This window comes from Bacillus sp. N1(2025) (genome assembly GCF_053470005.1).
In genome coordinates this window covers 17,586-33,235 of sequence record NZ_JBLTJB010000006.1, presented here as the reverse complement: position 1 = coordinate 33,235, position 15,650 = coordinate 17,586, and the positions used below count along the sequence as shown (strand labels likewise).

Sequence of the window (15,650 nt, the reverse complement as noted above, 5' to 3'; positions counted from 1 at the left end):
TTCCCTATTTTATAATGAAACAGACGAGCTGCCATCCAGCACCCGTCACGTAATGAAGCGGCGAGTACACTCCCCCCGGGTTTACTCGTCTTTTTCTTTTCTCCAAATGATCTCTCTTTTCCTTATAGAAGTTCTGTGCAAATATCATGCACCTTTTTGGCTGCGCGGCACAGATGAAAAATACCCCCGCTTAAAAGGCGGGGGTTAGGTTGTAGAGTTTGTAGAGGAGAATTCTACAAACCGTTAAACAAAACCATTGAAATATTGGATTGTCCAAATTTCGGACAATCAAAAGTATTGCAATAGCTGTTATACTGTAAGGAGAGGTGAACGGGATGGAGAAACAAATATTAGAAGCTATTCAGCAGTTATCAAAGGATATTGCTGAAGTTAAACAGGATGTAAAGGAAATCAAGGATACAGTTTCCCGTATAGAGGAAAATGAACCTGAAGAAGTTATGTCGATGCTCAAATTGATCAACAAGAACATCGAACTTGATCATAGTTATAACGATAAGAAATTCTCTAGTTTAGAAAGACGTATTCATGAATTAGAAGAGAGATTGAATAACTGAGTATTTTCGCAGACGTCTGCGAATTTTGCTACATCATAAGTTAAAAAGACCCCCTCACATCTAAAGTGAAGAGGTTGTTTTAATTATTTAGTCCTTATACTCCTCAGAAAAGCACTTCTGTTCTCTGTAGCATTTGTCAGCATAGTCGCATTTTCATTAAGCCTTTGGACTAATGCTTCTTTAGCTTTACCTTCAAATGAAGAGAGTAAAGCAACATACACTTCAGCTATAACCTGTTGTGCTGAAGAAAAGTCTGATGCGTTTTTTGTGTCTTCTTTTAGGTTCTGGCAATGAGTTTTTAAACTTGAACCCACAATTTTTTTTAATTCCTCATTCTGTTGTAACCGTCTGTAAAATTCATCTGCATCCATATTAACTCCATATGGCAATTTAAATCCCCCTTACAACCGTAACCAGCTTGCTAATTCATTATCCTTATCTTTTAAATCCTCAGCCATTTTAACAATAAACTCACTAATATCCTCTAAATCTCTAATCAAATAATGAAGAGAAGCCTCAGTTTGATAATGTTCTTCTGAGTCATAAAATGCTGCCCCATCTTTCACATAAGGTGCGTGAAACAATACAGCTTTATCAACATCGCTTGGGTCTAAATCCTTGAATTCACCTAATCTCTTCCCGCAAATAGATTTTACGTCATAAACCATTTTGCTGTGATCATGAGGGAATCGTTCAATTGCTTGTTTCTTTGTTTTTAAGTCTTCGATAGCTGCCTGTAATCGTTTAGCTAATTCTTTTGCATACTTAGCATCCACTTTAATGGTTTGCCCATTCATACCTGAATAAGCTGAGAACGATTCGATATTCTGGTTATAAACACCTTTGCTGCCATCGACACTCTGGATATTACCATTCTTATCAAATGTAAAGTTCGAATCATTTAAACTATGAGTATCAGGATTTTTTGCAAATGCTTGGCCATAGAAAGAAGTAATCAAGTTGGTCAAAATACCAGGAACTCCGTAAGAAGAAATTAGTCTTTGAGCTCGATCTTGACGTGCGATGCTTGGGTCTTTCGTGTATATCGTTGTTCCGTTGTGTCTGTCGTATTCTAAAAACCAACCTGAACCCACCATGTCATCAGGATTAATGATTGCTTTATGATACAAATCAAATTCGCCATTTCTGATTTTCTTCTGTGTTTCTTCATCATGCAGCTTAACAATGGCAGGATTGTTAAAAGCTACACTGTAAACGTTGTTATTTACACCAGCGTATTCCGCATCTGCCCCTCCAAGTGAGTGACCTGTTGTCGAAATCACTGTGTTAGCGCCAGCATACTTTTTCACTTCATTGGCAACGAGCTTATCACCTTGATCAAATTGAGATGTCTTAGTGACAATTTTGTATTCTCCACTCTTAATCATCATTGCTTGTTCCATACTGCCGTTATACTTGGCAATAGCTTTAGAGTTTTCAGGTGCATCTTTTTTCATTATGTATTGGACTTTCTTTTTCGGGTCTTTACCCATGACTACGTTGCCGCCATCTGCACTTATAACATCAGCTTTAATTTGTTCCTGATTTGTTCCTTGAAAACCTATAACGACATTTTCTGGTTCTTTTGGTTTTACCCATTTGCCTTCTTTTTTCTTCGCTTGAACAAATACGTAAACATCTAGACCTGTGTCTGGGTCTTTTTTGATTTTCTCCACGTAAAAAGCCTTGTTTGATCCATTTTCGATTGGAGTCTTATTTTCATAGGCTTTTTTCATTTTCTTTTCACTGTATGTATTTTGACTGAGAAAATAATAGTCTTTATCAGTTAAATTAGGTATGTCAGTCTTTGTATTCATGTACAATACCCCTTCCCTCATGTAAAATGTAAGACAGAAAGGATGGTTTTATGAAAAAATACATAATTATCCTTATAACTCTGGTTATTATAACACTTGGAGGGATATTTATGAAGGAACAACACGACAAAAAAATGGAAGCCCAAGAAACTCAGCAAAAAGAAGAGTTGTACTCTTTGGCTAAAAAAAGAATGACTGACTTTATTAAAACAAACTATAAAGATGTTGACCGAATTGATTACACTGACGATTATGAAATTAATCCAATGGGCGGCATTGAAATCAATGGTTTCCTTAATGGAAATAAGAAAAAAGAAATCTGGGGAATCTATGATAAAGGAAATGATGAAGTAGGTTCATTTACTGTCGATGCCACTCGGAAACCTGAGTGTGAAGATAAAGTATGCGAGTATTAAAAAAACCCCTTCACATTATTGTGAGGGGTTTATTTGTTTGGGCAGTCTACATGCCAACAGGAGGATCAAACTTTGCGATTACCATCTTTTATTCTCCTTTTTCTTCTTTATGTCTACAGTAGCCACATAAATCATCTTCTTCAATGTGAACAGCTAAAAGCATTTCTTCCCAAGGAATTTGTTCATAATCCCTTCGGCACTGTGGGACATAATTGATGTCTCCAACACCATGTCTTAAAAATGTATACCACTGCTTGTCAGTTAATCCTTCAGCACCCTTATCAATAATCAAACGGGCAATCCCTAATGCCACGGGATTTTCAATCAAATTATTCGCCAAAACTTCTTCCAGATAATAAGCAAACATGTCTCTTTCTCCTAAAATACGGGCTTTCAATTCTTCTTCTTCATATTTATCCATTAATTGTTACCCCCTCTATAAGTATCCTTAATATACGGGACAACTAAAACAATAGTTTCAAATGTTTAGATCTTTTTTCCAAATAAATAAAAGAATTCCCTCGAAAATTTTCAAGGGAACTATTTATTTACTTAAACTTGTTTACCGAATTGACCAGAGATGTATCTCCGTTTCCCATCATAAATGACTTCCCAATAACCCTTAGCATTGTTTGAACCTCTTACAGAGCCTGAGCACCAAGTTCCAAAATACCGACGTTCTTAGCGTTATTACGGTCTGGTTTGTCCATAACGATTGCAGCGCTTTTTACACCGACAATTTTGATCATTTGATGCCTGATGGCTTAGAAGGTCTTACAATCTTAACTGGTTTAGCAGATGAAGCTTTGCCGAATGTATCAGTACCATACCCTTTATAGTTGAATTGAAGGTGTGGCTGATCTACAAACCCTGTCCAATCTCCACCCCATTCAAAGCCAATTGATTTGGCATAAGCAATAAATTTCTTAATATCAGATGCACCATAACTATTCCATTTAGTATCAGATTTAGAATAACCACCAATCGTAAATTATCAGATTGGCTGTTCCACCTGTTCCGCTAAGTGGTACTGATTTTACTGCACCTCCGTATAGTACGAATTCAACCGGAATTGAGCCGAAAATGATTTCCGGATCTGTTTTCACATGCCCCCTTAAAATTAAAAACGCTCCCCATTTTGCGTACATTGGTGTCCGCGTACCTGCTGTAGCCCCCTTCTTTAGCATGATGTTGGCATATGTGACAGCTCCGTTCCATTTCTTACGCTCAGCATCAGAGGTATGCCGGATTTGATTAAAACTATGTGCAGTGAACTGTTGTAACAATTCTTCCATTTTAGCTTTGAAATCGGATGTGAACTGTTGAAGTAGCTCCCCTACTTTATCCTTAAATGACTTATTCACATGAATATCCTCATCATTTAATACTGATTCCTTATAAATCGTTATTACCTCCTTATCTGATAAATGCTATTGCTACACCATATCCCTTATTAGAATCATATGGCTGCTTAATTTTCATGACTGTTAATCCTGTGTTGTCTTCCGCTTTGGATCCCTTACCATTCTTAGCTATAATCTTATCACCTGCTTGAAAAGTATCACCAATACGTAAATGCACCTGTCCAATAAGTCCAACAATATGCCACTCATCACGCTCCTGTCGTGAAGTGTAGTCTAATTCAGGATCATATCCGGATTGGGCTTAGCAAGGCTTTTCTTTTCAGTTTTTATGTTCCCATCCTTATATGTGTATTCAACTTCAGTTTCTTCATAGATCAATCCACCGAAATCATTTCTTAAGTATCTGTCATTCCAATAAAACTCAGCACTACCTAATACAACGCCCGCTGTCTCAGAATAACACCTAGCATCTCATCACCTTTTAAAGCCTTGCGAATCTTATCTCCTTCAAGGGTTACAAGGTATCCACTTTCAATCTTTTTGCCATCTGCAGATTCAAAATACTCAGCATAGTCCTTGAAGTTTGAAGCACTTTCAACACGACCAGCACCTAAAATGTTACCGTTTTGTGAGTCTATTTCCCATTTAGCATTAGTGGTAGCCCCAGGAAAATGCGAATTTACAACGTTAATCAAATTCAAACATAAAAAAGTCGAATTCCCTGTCCTTTAAGGAGAACGACTTTTTTATACGACTTCTTCAAGTAAATCCCCATTAACCTTTTTGGGACTATTTGTAATCTCTGCGCAGTGAAATTATACCTGTGCTAGCCCGCCATCTACGAACAATTCAACACCCGTCAAGTAACTGCTTTCGTCTGAAGCAAGGAAAGATACAGCGTTTGCTACTTCTTCAGGTGTCCCAACTTTTCCAGCTGGAACAGTATTTCTGCTATTTTCCATTACTTCTTCAAGTGCATCACCAAAAAGCTCATCGTAGGCAGGTGTAAGAATAGCTCCTGGACTAACCACATTTACACGGATTTCAGTACCTTTTAGGTCAAGAATCCAGTTGCGAACTAGTGCTCTTAATGCTGCTTTAGATGCTCCATATACACTAAACGCTGGGTTGCCAATTGATCCAGCAGTAGAGCCCGTTACAATAATAGAACCTACTTTGTCCGGGAATAGTGATAACGCTTTTTGAACAGTAAAGATGGTTCCTTTAACGTTAATGTCGAACGTTCTATCAACCTGCTCTTCAGTAATTTCACCTAATGGAAGGAAGTTGCCGATGCCTGCATTAGCAAAAAGAATGTCCAACTTACCTTTTTCCTGCTTTATAATGTCATATAGTTTGTCTAAGTCTTCAAGCTTAGAAATATCACCTTGAACACCGGTTACGTTCTTGCCAATTTGGTTAACAGCTTTATCAAGTTCGTTTTGTCTACGTCCCGTGATATAAACATATGCACCTTCGTTTACAAATTTTTGTGCTGCAGCAAGACCAATCCCACTTGTTCCACCCGTTACAAGCGCTATTTTACCTTCAAATTTCCCCATACTTAACACTCCTTTAGAATTAATATTATTTTATGTCTAGTACCTTTAAGTACTTGAAGAACAACTTACAAGATATAGTATCCTTCAGTAAGCACATTATCGGAAGTACCCACTTTTTTGTGATATAGTAACTAAAAAGTAATAAATGTGGAATGGAGAGCTTTAGACATGAAAAAATTTAGCTGTGGGTTTGAAGTGACAAAGGAAGTTATTGGCGGAAAATGGAAAGGCCTTGTATTATACTTTTTAATGAATGGACCAAAGAGAACGAGTGAATTAAAGCGCATTATCCCAAATATAACTCAGAAAATGCTGATTCAAACACTTAGAGAGCTTGAAGCCAGTGGACTTGTGAGCAGAAAGATGTATAATCAAGTACCGCCGAAGGTTGAATATTCATCCACTGAACTTGGAGAATCTCTTAAACCTATCTTGCAGGAGCTCTGTCAATGGGGAGGCTATTATGCGGAGCAAGAGTATGCAGAAGGTGAATATGAAATTGTACAACCAGAACAACTAAGTTAGGATTGATGTAGCTGCTGAAGTAAATGCTAAACAACTTCAATACCATCACCTAACAGATGAAGAACAGTCAGAAATAAATGAGATATTGATAATAATATTTAATGCCTATGATCTCTAGATAGGCATTTTTTCTTTCGGATAAAAAAGAAAAGACGTACAAATTGTACGCCTTAATCTGCTTCTGTACTATCAATTTTTCACTGCATAAAAGTCACAGTTCAGGTTGCACCAGGTCACACTTTTATTGAGCTTAGTGCGGGTCACACTCCGTATCACACAACGGAATAATTACCGATTATCAATCGTCTCCGGATACATATCATGATTCATCATCCGATGTTCGGCCATTTTTTCATATTTTGTTCCCGGTCTGCCGTAGTTTGTATACGGGTCAATGGAGATCCCGCCTCTTGGCGTGAATTTGCCCCATACTTCGATATAACGCGGATCCATTAATTCGATCAAGTCATTCATGATGATGTTCATGCAGTCCTCGTGGAAATCTCCGTGGTTGCGGAAGCTGAAAAGATACAGCTTCAGCGATTTGCTTTCCACCATTTTTTCATCCGGAATATAGCTGATGTAGATAGTTGCGAAGTCCGGCTGTCCCGTTTTCGGGCAAAGCGACGTAAATTCCGGGCAGTTGAATTTAACGAAATAATCACGGTTCACGTGTTTATTCGGAAATGATTCCAAAACCTCCGGCGCATATTCAAATAAATAGTTTGTTCCTTGATTCCCCAGGAGCGTAACTCCTTCTAATTCTGATTCTTTTCTTGTCATATAAATCTCCCTTTCTATTAAACTCCCCGTTTATTGCCCCAAAGCAGCGTATGCAGCTGAGGCAGGACTCTGACGAGATTCAGATCCGAATCGGCTGAAACCTTATCAACGAGTGTTTCGTATTTTCCGAGCAGATGTGCGATTAATGCCCGGTCGTCCGTCGTATGGACATTATCGTTTCCGACCTGAAGATAAAACGGGATATTCGGATACCTCTTGTGCACGGTTTTCGCGAATTGCAGATCTTCATCATTAAAAATGACGACCTTTAAGCTGACCGCGTTAAGCCTTTCTGCCGCATCAAGCGAAGACACAATGTGATCGAGCTTTGCAAAATCGGTTGTCATCCCCGAACTTGGCGGCTTCGGTGAAATCGTCAGGTCGTAAATCATTGTGAACCAATCCTGATAGACCGTTCCCTGCGTTTCTAAAGCGGCGCGCACCCCGTGCTCTTTCAGCAGCAGAATCAGCGCGTCAAGCTGCTTTAACAGCGCCGGGTTTCCTCCTGAGATGGTGACATGGGAAAAGGCGTCTCCGCCGATTTCTCTCAGCTCGCGGTAAATGTCTTCCGCCGTCATCCAGCGGATATCTTTTTTGGCTGAGCCGTCCCATGTAAAAGCGGAGTCGCACCAGCTGCAGGAGTAGTCGCAGCCCGCCGTGCGGACAAACATGGTTTTCTGGCCGATAACCATGCCCTCCCCTTGTATCGTCGGTCCGAAAATTTCTAAAACCGGAATTCCTTTAGCCATTCCTATCACCTTTTTTCGGGCGGTATACGCAATAGCTTGTCGGGGTTTCCCTGACAAAAATCTGCACGCAGACCGGCTGATTCTCCAGTGTTTCGAGGTAGGACTGCACCTTATCGTAAATCGTTTTGGCCACGACCTCGGTCGTCGGCAGTGAATATCTGTCATCATCAGAAAATTCCTCATGGTCATTCAGCAATGTATGGTCATAAGCGCCGTGCACCAATTTCTTCAGCACGCTGAAATTCACGAGAAAGCCTGAATCGTCCAGTTCATCCCCCGCAACTGTAATATTTACTGTATACGTGTGCCCGTGGACTCTGCTGCACGCTCCGGCGCTTTCGCGGGGAATAAAGTGCGCGGCTGAAATGTGCATATCCTTATTCAACTCAAACGAATAAGGATGCTGAACCTGCGGGTAAATTTGAGAAAGCAATTAGTTCCGCTCTCCTTTCATTTTCATATATTCATCATATCCTTTATTGCGGAGCAGGCATGCCGGGCATTCGCCGCATCCGTCCGCAATGATGCCGTTATAGCAAGTCAGTGTGTTATTCTTTACAAAATCAAGCGCGCCGAGCTCATCCGCAAGTTTCCACGTTTCCGCTTTGTTCAGCCACATAAGCGGCGTATGAATGACGAACGGCTTTTCCATCGCCAAGTTGACGGTGACGTTGCAGGATTTGACAAACTCGTCACGGCAGTCCGGGTAGCCGCTGAAATCAGTCTCGCAAACACCGGTGATAATGTGGCGCGCGCCGATTTGATATGCAAGAATCGATGCAAAGGATAAAAATACAAGGTTTCGTCCCGGCACAAAGGTTGTCGGCAGTTCCCCGTCCTTCGCTTCAATTTCGATATCATCTCTTGTCAGCGCATTCGGCGCGAGCTGATTTAAAAGAGACATATCAAGCAAGTGATTTTTGACACCGAGCTTTTCGGCAATCGATTTTGCCACATCGATTTCTTCTTGGTGACGCTGATTATAATGGAATGTAACGGTTTCCACTTCTTCAAAGTTTTGCAAAGCCCATAATAAACAAGTCGTGCTGTCTTGGCCTCCGCTGAACACCACAACTGCTTTTTCTTTTTTCATGTCTTTCTCTCCCTTATCTATCATTCCATAAAAAAAGCGCCTTTTTCGGAGAAGGCGCCCTAAAAAAACATAAAAAAACCGTATCCAAGGATACAGCTCGTCCTTAGTTTTTTATAGAGGGTGTAGCTAGAACCTCTCCCGCATACATACGGATTTTCTTCTTTTTTCACTTTCGCTATCATACCATAATGTTGTTTCCCGTGACAATAAAAAAACAGCCTGAACCTGTGTCAGGCTGCAAAAGCGGGATTAGGCCCCGCGTTTTTTCCCGGGAAATACCATCAGCGCAATCCCGATCAGAACAAATAAAGCAGGCCAGAAAACAGAAACCGGAATGATCGGCTGATTCGTCATCATAAAGCAAAGTGCTGTCAAGGTCAGCACCGCAACCGGGATGAGCAGCGCCTTCTCTTTCCCGCCGAACAGCCACAGCTCAAATAAACCGAATGCCGTTGCCAACAGGTAAACAGGCCATGTCACACCGGAGTAGGACCAATTGGTTGCCGTTTCAAAGACAAACAAGATCCCCGTAATCAACAAGATGCCGCCCGGTACGAGAAGTCCCGCGTTTTTGACAGGTTTCGGGCCGAAAATCGGAATGTGAAAAGCGGCGCCCAGCAAAAGAATGAGAGCGGGCCAGCCGCGTTCGCTGATGACTTCATTTGCATTGGTGAATATGCCGAAAATGCCCGCGGCGCATAGAACCGCAGCAGCAGTCAAAAGCCCCCTTTTCCTTCTGCCGAACAGCCAAGCTTCAAACAGGCCGAACGCAACGGCAAAGAGGTAGACAGGCGATGTCATACTTGCGTATGTCCAATCCGTCAGCGTTTCAAACCATAACAAGCCGCCCGTCACAAGCAAAATGCCGCCCGGAATAAGAAGGCCCGATCTTTTTTTCGGCTGCATAAAGGCAGCCGCGTGAAACAAAAGCGCGGCTGCGATGATCAAAAGCGGCCACAGCCCCGGCATCAGCATACCGGCAAAGCATAGTGCTCCCACGGCTGTCAGGATGAAAGCAGGAATCAATACACCTAACTTCCTCCCGCCGAAATACCACAGCTCAAACAGACCGAGAGCAGGCGCCCATATATAAACAGGCCACGTCACGCCTGAATACGTCCATCCTGTTGCCGTTTCAAAACAAAACAGGCAGCCCAGCACAAGAAACATACCGCCCGGAACGAGCAGTCCCGCCTGGTCAGGCGTTTTTTTCGCAAAAATAAATCCGCCGTGAAACCCTGCGGACATTATAATGAAAAGAAACGGCCACGCCGAACCTGCGGATATATGTATAACTCCCGCCTTCTGTAAAAAAAACGCAATGCCGATACAAATAAAAATAAATCCCAATAATACACGTCGAGCTTTCATCTCTTACTCCTCCCCATCATTTCCCAATTCATTATACAGAAATGTCAGGAAAAAAGAAGGGGAATTCCCAAAAAATACAGACATTTTCCTTATATCCTTATTTTTCTTTCGGGATTTTTTTGCAAATCAATGCGCCGATAAAAGCGAGGCTCACATACCCAAACACCGGGTAAACGGTGGAAATCAGCTGTCCGTAGCCGATTTGGCTGATAATGAAAGCAAACGCCAAAATGCCGCCGTAAATATATGTACTTTTTATATGAAGAAAACTGTTTAATTGTTTTTCCAATCCGTATAAATTGCCGATGACCGACGTAAACACTTCCCCGAAAATAATAAACAAATAAATGATATGAAGCGAACGCGAATACGAATAGACAACTTGAGCCATCGGAATGTCAAACTCCAGCACATCCGGCAGCACCGATAATGATAAAAAGCTCGCGGCAAGCACCAGTGTCAACAGAACGCCGCCTAAATAAGCCCCCTTTCTGATCACCTTCTCTGAAGACATTTCGTTCGCAAGCGGCACAAGGACGGCTTGGGCGAGCGATAAATTTAACGCGCCGTAAGAGACGGCGGACAAAAGCCAGTTCCACTTGTCAGGCCATACCCATTCGTCCGCGTTTCTCGTGCTTGTAAATACAAATGAATCAGCTGTCACGATAAAAGAGAAAGAAATTAAAAGCGGTACAACCAATATATTGACGCCGAACACACCTTTAACACCGCTTGTCATGACGGCAAAGCTCAGTACGATCGTCAAAAGGATCCCCGCTTGTGCAGACCATCCAAGCTGTTCATGAAACAGCGCCCCCGCTCCGGACAGCATGACAGAGGTCACTCCCAGCAATATAAACATCATAAACATGTTTACGGCACGGCCGATGGACTGGCCGAATAAATATGTGTTCAATTCCTGATAAGACGCTGCGTGAATCCGTTTGGAAATGATCATGATTTTGGCGCCTAAATATGTAAACATCAGACCGCTTACCACGATACCGAACAGACCGATCCAGCCAAACTTCAGAAAAAACTCAACGATTTCCCGTCCCGTGGCAAAACCGGCTCCTACAACCGTGCCTACGTATACAAATGCAAGCTGACTTGCAGAACCTTTTGTTTGTCCCATTTCACCCTCCGGCTAAGCGCAGATTTGTCCAGGCCTTTATATATGCTTATGAGACAAGTCACCCAAAAAGACGAGCAAATCGTCCTTCCCCGGAGAAAACAGATTCAGCTCTCTCCTCTAAGCAAAAATATTGAAAGAAAAAAAGGGCCGGCGTATACTCTTCATCAAGAAAGGTCAAAGCATTTCATTTCCTTTCTGACTATATTGGTCAAAAATAATCAAACCTCACAAATATCACTTATCATGCTGTAAACATTTATTTTTCGGGGTTTGAAACAAAACACTTGAAAGTCAAAGAAGGTCAAAGTATACTATTAATCAAAGAAGGTCAAAGTTAAGACCTTATTTTCTAATCCATTTGGTCAAAGATGATCAAACATTTTCCAAGGAGGTTTTGGCAAATGCGTTGTCAACATTGTCAGAAAAACGAGGCGACGATTCGCCTGAACATGCAAGTCAATTCCATTCAAAAACAATTCGTTTTATGTGAAACATGTTATACAGAATTAACCCGAAAACCGTCTATGAGCATGGGGCCGCAATCATTCGGATTCCCGTTTGAGCAAGGTTTCGCTCCCAATCAAAATAAACAGCAGGCCGGCCCTGAAAAAGGCCTGCTCGACGAGCTCGCTCAAAACGTCACAAACGGCGCAAAAGCAGGTCTGATTGACCCTGTGATCGGCCGCGATAATGAAGTGGCGCGCGTAATTGAAATTTTGAACCGCCGGAATAAAAACAATCCGGTGCTGATCGGTGAGCCGGGCGTCGGTAAAACGGCTATTGCAGAAGGTCTCGCGCTTAAAATCGCTGAAGGCGATGTGCCGAACAAATTGAAAAACAAAGAGCTTTACCTGCTTGACGTCGCTTCTCTCGTCGCCAATACAGGGATCAGAGGCCAGTTTGAAGAAAGAATGAAACAATTAATGAACGAATTAAAAGAACGGAAAAACGTCATCTTGTTCATTGATGAGATTCATCTTCTTGTAGGTGCCGGCTCTGCCGAGGGATCAATGGATGCCGGGAACATCCTGAAACCGGCGCTTGCCAGAGGCGAGCTGCAGGTCATCGGGGCGACAACGCTGAAAGAGTACCGCCAGATTGAAAAAGATGCGGCGCTTGAAAGACGCTTCCAGCCCGTCATGGTTCACGAGCCTACAATAGAACAAGCCATCAGCATTCTGGAAGGCATTAAAGATAAATATGAGAAATACCACGGCGTCACATTCAACAATGAAGCGATAAACGCCTGTGTTACGCTTTCATCCCGTTACATTCAGGACCGCCACCTGCCGGATAAAGCGATCGACTTATTAGATGAAGCCGGCTCTAAGGCGAACTTGGAGCTTGATACCGTAAATGAAGAAGATGCGGCTGAGAGACTCAAAGCAATTGACGCGGAGAAAACAAAAGCGCTTCATGAAGAAAATTATGAGCTTGCCGCGAAACTGCGTGATGAAGAAGCGGCGTTGGAAAAGCAGCTGGCGCATGAAACACCGGCCTCTTCACCTGAAATCGGGGCGGAGCATATTCAAGCCATCATTGAACAGAAAACAGGCATTCCGGTCGGAAAACTCCAGGCTGATGAACAAGTCAAAATGAAGGAACTTGAAGAACATCTTCATCAGCGCGTCATCGGTCAGGAAAAAGCCGTGAAAAAAGTGGCGAAAGCGGTCAGACGAAGCCGCGCCGGCTTAAAATCCAAAAACAGACCTGTCGGCTCCTTCCTCTTTGTCGGACCGACCGGAGTCGGAAAAACCGAGTTATCAAAGACACTCGCAGATGAACTGTTCGGTACAAAAGATTCCATTATCCGTCTCGATATGAGTGAATACATGGAAAAACACGCCGTATCAAAAATCATCGGTTCACCGCCGGGATATGTCGGACACGATGAAGCCGGTCAATTAACGGAAAAAGTGCGCCGCAATCCGTACAGCATCGTGCTGCTCGATGAGATTGAAAAAGCCCACCCTGATGTCCAGCATATGTTTCTGCAGATTATGGAGGACGGCCGTCTGACAGACAGCCAGGGCAGAACGGTCAGCTTCAAAGATACCGTTTTGATTATGACAAGCAACGCTGGAACCGGCGAAAAACAGGTGAAAGTCGGATTCCAATCTGAAGAGAGCGTCCTGGAAGAACAAACGCTGATTGATTCACTGAGCGCGTTCTTCAAACCGGAGTTTTTAAACCGATTTGACAGCATTATTGAATTCCAATCCCTGAAAAAAGAACATCTCGTGAAAATCGTCAGCCTGCTTCTCACAGAGCTTGAAGACACATTAAAAGAGCGCGGCATCAGCCTGAGCGTCACCGATGATGCGAAAGAAAAAATCGCTGAAATCGGCTACCACCCCGCTTTCGGAGCACGCCCGCTCAGAAGAACCATCCAAGAATTGATCGAGGACGAAATGACAGATCTCTTATTGGATGACAACGAAATAAAAGCCTTCCATGTCGTAATGGAAGAGGACGGCATCAAAGTCCGGGCACAATAAGAAAAAAGCGGTCCCCTCCTTTCGGGGAGCCGCTTTTTTGTTTCTTTCTCCATGCCGGAAGGGAGAAACTGTGAAGAATTCGGGAACAATTTCTCAATCACCCTAAAGTTCCATGCACTGCCACCGATATTAACCATAGAAAGCTAGTATAAAGGATTTGGTGAAAACTATGGATAAAACATCGATTATCGGTATCATCCTCGCCTTGATTGCTTTAAGCGTGGGCATGGTGCTGAAAGGGGTCAGCTTAAGCGCACTCGCTAACCCGGCAGCTATTCTGATTATTTTGTTCGGTACGATTTCTGCGGTGATCATCGCATTCCCCGGAAAAGAAATCAAAAAAGTGCCTGCCCTTTTTAAAGTGCTGTTTAAAGAAAACAAACAGCTGACAATTGCGCAATTAATTCCTATGTTCTCTCAATGGGCGCAAATCGCCAGACGTGAAGGTCTGCTCGCATTGGAAGCAAGCATTGAAGACGTGGATGACGCATTTTTGAAAAACGGCCTGAGCATGGCGGTTGACGGACAAAGCGCAGAATTTATCAGAGATATTATGACTGAGGAAGTTGAAGCGATGGAAGACAGACACCAGGCCGGCGCAGCCATCTTTACACAAGCCGGCACATATGCGCCGACACTCGGCGTTTTGGGTGCGGTCATCGGCCTTATCGCCGCTCTTTCCAACATGAACAATACCGAGGCGCTCGGACATGCCATCAGTGCGGCGTTTGTCGCCACCCTTCTCGGGATTTTCACAGGATATGTACTATGGCATCCCTTCGCCAACAAACTGAAACGCAAATCAAAGCAGGAAGTCAAACTGCGTGAAATCATGATCGAAGGCGTTCTGTCAGTGCTTGAAGGACAGGCTCCGAAAGTGATCGAACAAAAACTTCTCATGTATCTTCCTGCGAATGAACGCGCAAAAGTCGCTGAACAAGAAGGAGAGGCAAACAATGGCGAGAAAAAAGAAGAAGAAGCATGATGACGAGCATGTGGATGAGTCTTGGCTGATCCCGTACGCGGATTTGCTCACCCTTCTTTTGGCTCTGTTCATTGTATTGTTCGCCATGAGCTCGGTCGATGCGGCGAAATTCCAAATGCTGTCTAAATCATTTAACGCCGTGTTTACCGGAGGCACGGGTGTTCTTGAATATTCAAGCCTCACCCCTCCTGAAAACGAAAAAGACGGCGTTGATCAGTTAAAAAAAGACAAGGAAAAAGATAAAGAACAGAAAAAGAAAGAAAGAGAAGCAGCCGACCGCGAAGAACTTGAAGGCGTGCAAAAGCAAGTCAATCAATTTATAAAAAATAAAAAGCTTGAAACTCAGCTTGAAACAAAGCTGACTAAAGAAGGACTCTTAATTACGATTAAAGACAGTATCTTTTTTGATTCCGGACGGGCGGATATCCGTCAGGAAGATATTCCGCTTGCCAAGGAAATCTCGAATCTCCTTGTGCTGAATCCGCCGAGGAACATTATCATCAGCGGACATACGGACAATGTACCGATTAAAAACTCACAATATCAATCTAACTGGCATTTAAGCGTCATGCGGGCCGTCAACTTCATGGCTATTCTGACAGAAAACCCGAAACTTGACGCAAAAGTTTTCAGCGCCAAAGGTTTCGGAGAGTATAAACCGGCCGTGTCGAACAAAACCGCTGAAGGGCGCAGCAAAAACAGGCGCGTCGAGGTATTGATACAGCCTAGAAACGCCGCGACTGACCAAAATCAGTAATATAAAAAAGGAAGCCTTTC

At 42.8% G+C, this 15,650-nt stretch carries 16 protein-coding genes, 4 pseudogenes and 1 riboswitch; of the genes and pseudogenes, 6 read left to right on the top strand and 14 right to left on the bottom strand.

From position 1 onward, the window contains the following. Positions 1-335: 335 nt before the first annotated feature. Positions 336-575: a hypothetical protein gene (locus ACNFN4_RS14500; protein ID WP_021493770.1), complete on the top strand. Its 240-nt coding sequence runs from the start codon at positions 336-338 to the stop codon at positions 573-575. 83 nt (positions 576-658) lie between these two features. Here ACNFN4_RS14500 and ACNFN4_RS14495 read toward each other — a convergent pair whose 3' ends face one another. Both ACNFN4_RS14495 and ACNFN4_RS14490 read right to left on the bottom strand, forming a co-directional pair. Further along, positions 659-964 carry a hypothetical protein gene (locus ACNFN4_RS14495; RefSeq protein ID WP_016936335.1) on the bottom strand — a complete coding sequence of 102 codons (306 nt, stop codon included), beginning with the start codon at positions 962-964 and terminating at the stop codon, positions 659-661. Positions 965-976: 12 nt separating this feature from the next. Beyond that, the gene (locus tag ACNFN4_RS14490) at positions 977-2,392 is read right to left on the bottom strand and encodes a lipase (protein WP_121984215.1); all 1,416 of its coding nucleotides are present in this window, start codon (positions 2,390-2,392) and stop codon (positions 977-979) included. Positions 2,393-2,442: 50 nt separating this feature from the next. Between ACNFN4_RS14490 and ACNFN4_RS14485 the strand changes: the two genes are divergently transcribed. Then, on the top strand, positions 2,443-2,808 hold the full coding sequence (locus ACNFN4_RS14485) for a DUF1433 domain-containing protein (RefSeq protein ID WP_021493771.1): 366 nt from the start codon (positions 2,443-2,445) through the stop codon (positions 2,806-2,808). A gap of 88 nt (positions 2,809-2,896) precedes the next feature. On the opposite strand, the gene ACNFN4_RS14480 is transcribed toward ACNFN4_RS14485, so the two are convergent. The 6 genes and pseudogenes from ACNFN4_RS14480 to ACNFN4_RS14455 all read right to left on the bottom strand — a co-directional run bounded on the left by ACNFN4_RS14480 (position 2,897) and on the right by ACNFN4_RS14455 (position 5,734). Then, positions 2,897-3,229 (bottom strand): hypothetical protein, encoded by a 333-nt coding sequence (locus ACNFN4_RS14480; RefSeq protein WP_021493772.1) that lies wholly within the window; start codon positions 3,227-3,229, stop codon positions 2,897-2,899. Between the two features lie 131 nt (positions 3,230-3,360). Beyond that, a pseudogene (locus ACNFN4_RS14475) lies at positions 3,361-3,554 on the bottom strand (N-acetylmuramoyl-L-alanine amidase family protein); the annotation flags it as partial. Positions 3,555-3,607: 53 nt separating this feature from the next. Further along, a pseudogene (locus tag ACNFN4_RS14470) lies at positions 3,608-3,727 on the bottom strand (M15 family metallopeptidase); the annotation flags it as partial. A 64-nt stretch (positions 3,728-3,791) separates the two neighbouring features. Beyond that, positions 3,792-4,085: pseudogene (locus ACNFN4_RS14465) on the bottom strand (hypothetical protein); the annotation flags it as partial. Between the two features lie 139 nt (positions 4,086-4,224). Then, positions 4,225-4,834 (bottom strand): annotated as a pseudogene (locus ACNFN4_RS14460) (peptidase G2 autoproteolytic cleavage domain-containing protein); the annotation flags it as partial. 153 nt (positions 4,835-4,987) lie between these two features. After that, positions 4,988-5,734, bottom strand: coding sequence for an SDR family NAD(P)-dependent oxidoreductase (locus ACNFN4_RS14455; protein ID WP_110124677.1), 747 nt, complete (start codon positions 5,732-5,734; stop codon positions 4,988-4,990). A gap of 168 nt (positions 5,735-5,902) precedes the next feature. On the opposite strand from ACNFN4_RS14455, the gene ACNFN4_RS14450 reads away from it, so the two are divergent. Next, entirely contained in the window at positions 5,903-6,259 is a 357-nt protein-coding gene (locus tag ACNFN4_RS14450) for a winged helix-turn-helix transcriptional regulator (RefSeq protein ID WP_003245808.1), read from the top strand. Positions 6,260-6,547: 288 nt separating this feature from the next. Here ACNFN4_RS14450 and queF read toward each other — a convergent pair whose 3' ends face one another. From queF to ACNFN4_RS14420, 6 genes are all read right to left on the bottom strand, one after another. Next, complete coding sequence (gene queF, locus ACNFN4_RS14445) at positions 6,548-7,042, bottom strand: preQ(1) synthase (protein WP_003154673.1); 495 nt, start codon at positions 7,040-7,042, stop codon at positions 6,548-6,550. A gap of 17 nt (positions 7,043-7,059) precedes the next feature. Continuing rightward, on the bottom strand, positions 7,060-7,791 hold the full coding sequence (gene queE / locus ACNFN4_RS14440) for a 7-carboxy-7-deazaguanine synthase QueE (protein ID WP_448200269.1): 732 nt from the start codon (positions 7,789-7,791) through the stop codon (positions 7,060-7,062). Further along, complete coding sequence (gene queD / locus ACNFN4_RS14435) at positions 7,784-8,224, bottom strand: 6-carboxytetrahydropterin synthase QueD (protein ID WP_014417585.1); 441 nt, start codon at positions 8,222-8,224, stop codon at positions 7,784-7,786. The genes queE and queD overlap by 8 nt, the downstream gene beginning before the upstream one ends. Continuing rightward, positions 8,225-8,884: a 7-cyano-7-deazaguanine synthase QueC gene (gene queC, locus ACNFN4_RS14430; protein ID WP_003154679.1), complete on the bottom strand. Its 660-nt coding sequence runs from the start codon at positions 8,882-8,884 to the stop codon at positions 8,225-8,227. A gap of 97 nt (positions 8,885-8,981) precedes the next feature. After that, positions 8,982-9,026: riboswitch (PreQ1 riboswitch) on the bottom strand. A gap of 107 nt (positions 9,027-9,133) precedes the next feature. Next, complete coding sequence (locus tag ACNFN4_RS14425) at positions 9,134-10,255, bottom strand: hypothetical protein (protein WP_280157104.1); 1,122 nt, start codon at positions 10,253-10,255, stop codon at positions 9,134-9,136. Positions 10,256-10,352: 97 nt separating this feature from the next. Then, positions 10,353-11,390 (bottom strand): YkvI family membrane protein, encoded by a 1,038-nt coding sequence (locus ACNFN4_RS14420; protein WP_017417655.1) that lies wholly within the window; start codon positions 11,388-11,390, stop codon positions 10,353-10,355. A 401-nt stretch (positions 11,391-11,791) separates the two neighbouring features. On the opposite strand from ACNFN4_RS14420, the gene clpE reads away from it, so the two are divergent. From clpE to motB, 3 genes are all read left to right on the top strand, one after another. Then, positions 11,792-13,888, top strand: a complete 2,097-nt coding sequence (gene clpE / locus ACNFN4_RS14415) for an ATP-dependent protease ATP-binding subunit ClpE (RefSeq protein ID WP_029974825.1) — start codon at positions 11,792-11,794, stop codon at positions 13,886-13,888. A gap of 169 nt (positions 13,889-14,057) precedes the next feature. Then, on the top strand, positions 14,058-14,873 hold the full coding sequence (gene motA, locus ACNFN4_RS14410) for a flagellar motor stator protein MotA (protein ID WP_007408461.1): 816 nt from the start codon (positions 14,058-14,060) through the stop codon (positions 14,871-14,873). After that, positions 14,845-15,630 (top strand): flagellar motor protein MotB, encoded by a 786-nt coding sequence (motB, locus tag ACNFN4_RS14405; RefSeq protein WP_017417652.1) that lies wholly within the window; start codon positions 14,845-14,847, stop codon positions 15,628-15,630. The genes motA and motB overlap by 29 nt, the downstream gene beginning before the upstream one ends. Positions 15,631-15,650 lie beyond the last annotated feature (20 nt).

Bases quoted from the DNA above. Each gene is read 5' to 3' on its own strand.
- ACNFN4_RS14490 (WP_121984215.1), bottom strand. From the start codon at position 2,392: ATGAATACAAAGACTGACATACCTAATTTAACTGATAAAGACTATTAT.
- clpE (WP_029974825.1), top strand. From the start codon at position 11,792: ATGCGTTGTCAACATTGTCAGAAAAACGAGGCGACGATTCGCCTGAAC.
- ACNFN4_RS14455 (WP_110124677.1), bottom strand. From the start codon at position 5,734: ATGGGGAAATTTGAAGGTAAAATAGCGCTTGTAACGGGTGGAACAAGT.
- ACNFN4_RS14450 (WP_003245808.1), top strand. From the start codon at position 5,903: ATGAAAAAATTTAGCTGTGGGTTTGAAGTGACAAAGGAAGTTATTGGC.
- ACNFN4_RS14500 (WP_021493770.1), top strand. From the start codon at position 336: ATGGAGAAACAAATATTAGAAGCTATTCAGCAGTTATCAAAGGATATT.
- motA (WP_007408461.1), top strand. From the start codon at position 14,058: ATGGATAAAACATCGATTATCGGTATCATCCTCGCCTTGATTGCTTTA.
- ACNFN4_RS14485 (WP_021493771.1), top strand. From the start codon at position 2,443: ATGAAAAAATACATAATTATCCTTATAACTCTGGTTATTATAACACTT.
- queE (WP_448200269.1), bottom strand. From the start codon at position 7,791: ATGGCTAAAGGAATTCCGGTTTTAGAAATTTTCGGACCGACGATACAA.
- ACNFN4_RS14480 (WP_021493772.1), bottom strand. From the start codon at position 3,229: ATGGATAAATATGAAGAAGAAGAATTGAAAGCCCGTATTTTAGGAGAA.
- ACNFN4_RS14425 (WP_280157104.1), bottom strand. From the start codon at position 10,255: ATGAAAGCTCGACGTGTATTATTGGGATTTATTTTTATTTGTATCGGC.
- ACNFN4_RS14420 (WP_017417655.1), bottom strand. From the start codon at position 11,390: ATGGGACAAACAAAAGGTTCTGCAAGTCAGCTTGCATTTGTATACGTA.
- motB (WP_017417652.1), top strand. From the start codon at position 14,845: ATGGCGAGAAAAAAGAAGAAGAAGCATGATGACGAGCATGTGGATGAG.
- queF (WP_003154673.1), bottom strand. From the start codon at position 7,042: ATGACAAGAAAAGAATCAGAATTAGAAGGAGTTACGCTCCTGGGGAAT.
- queC (WP_003154679.1), bottom strand. From the start codon at position 8,884: ATGAAAAAAGAAAAAGCAGTTGTGGTGTTCAGCGGAGGCCAAGACAGC.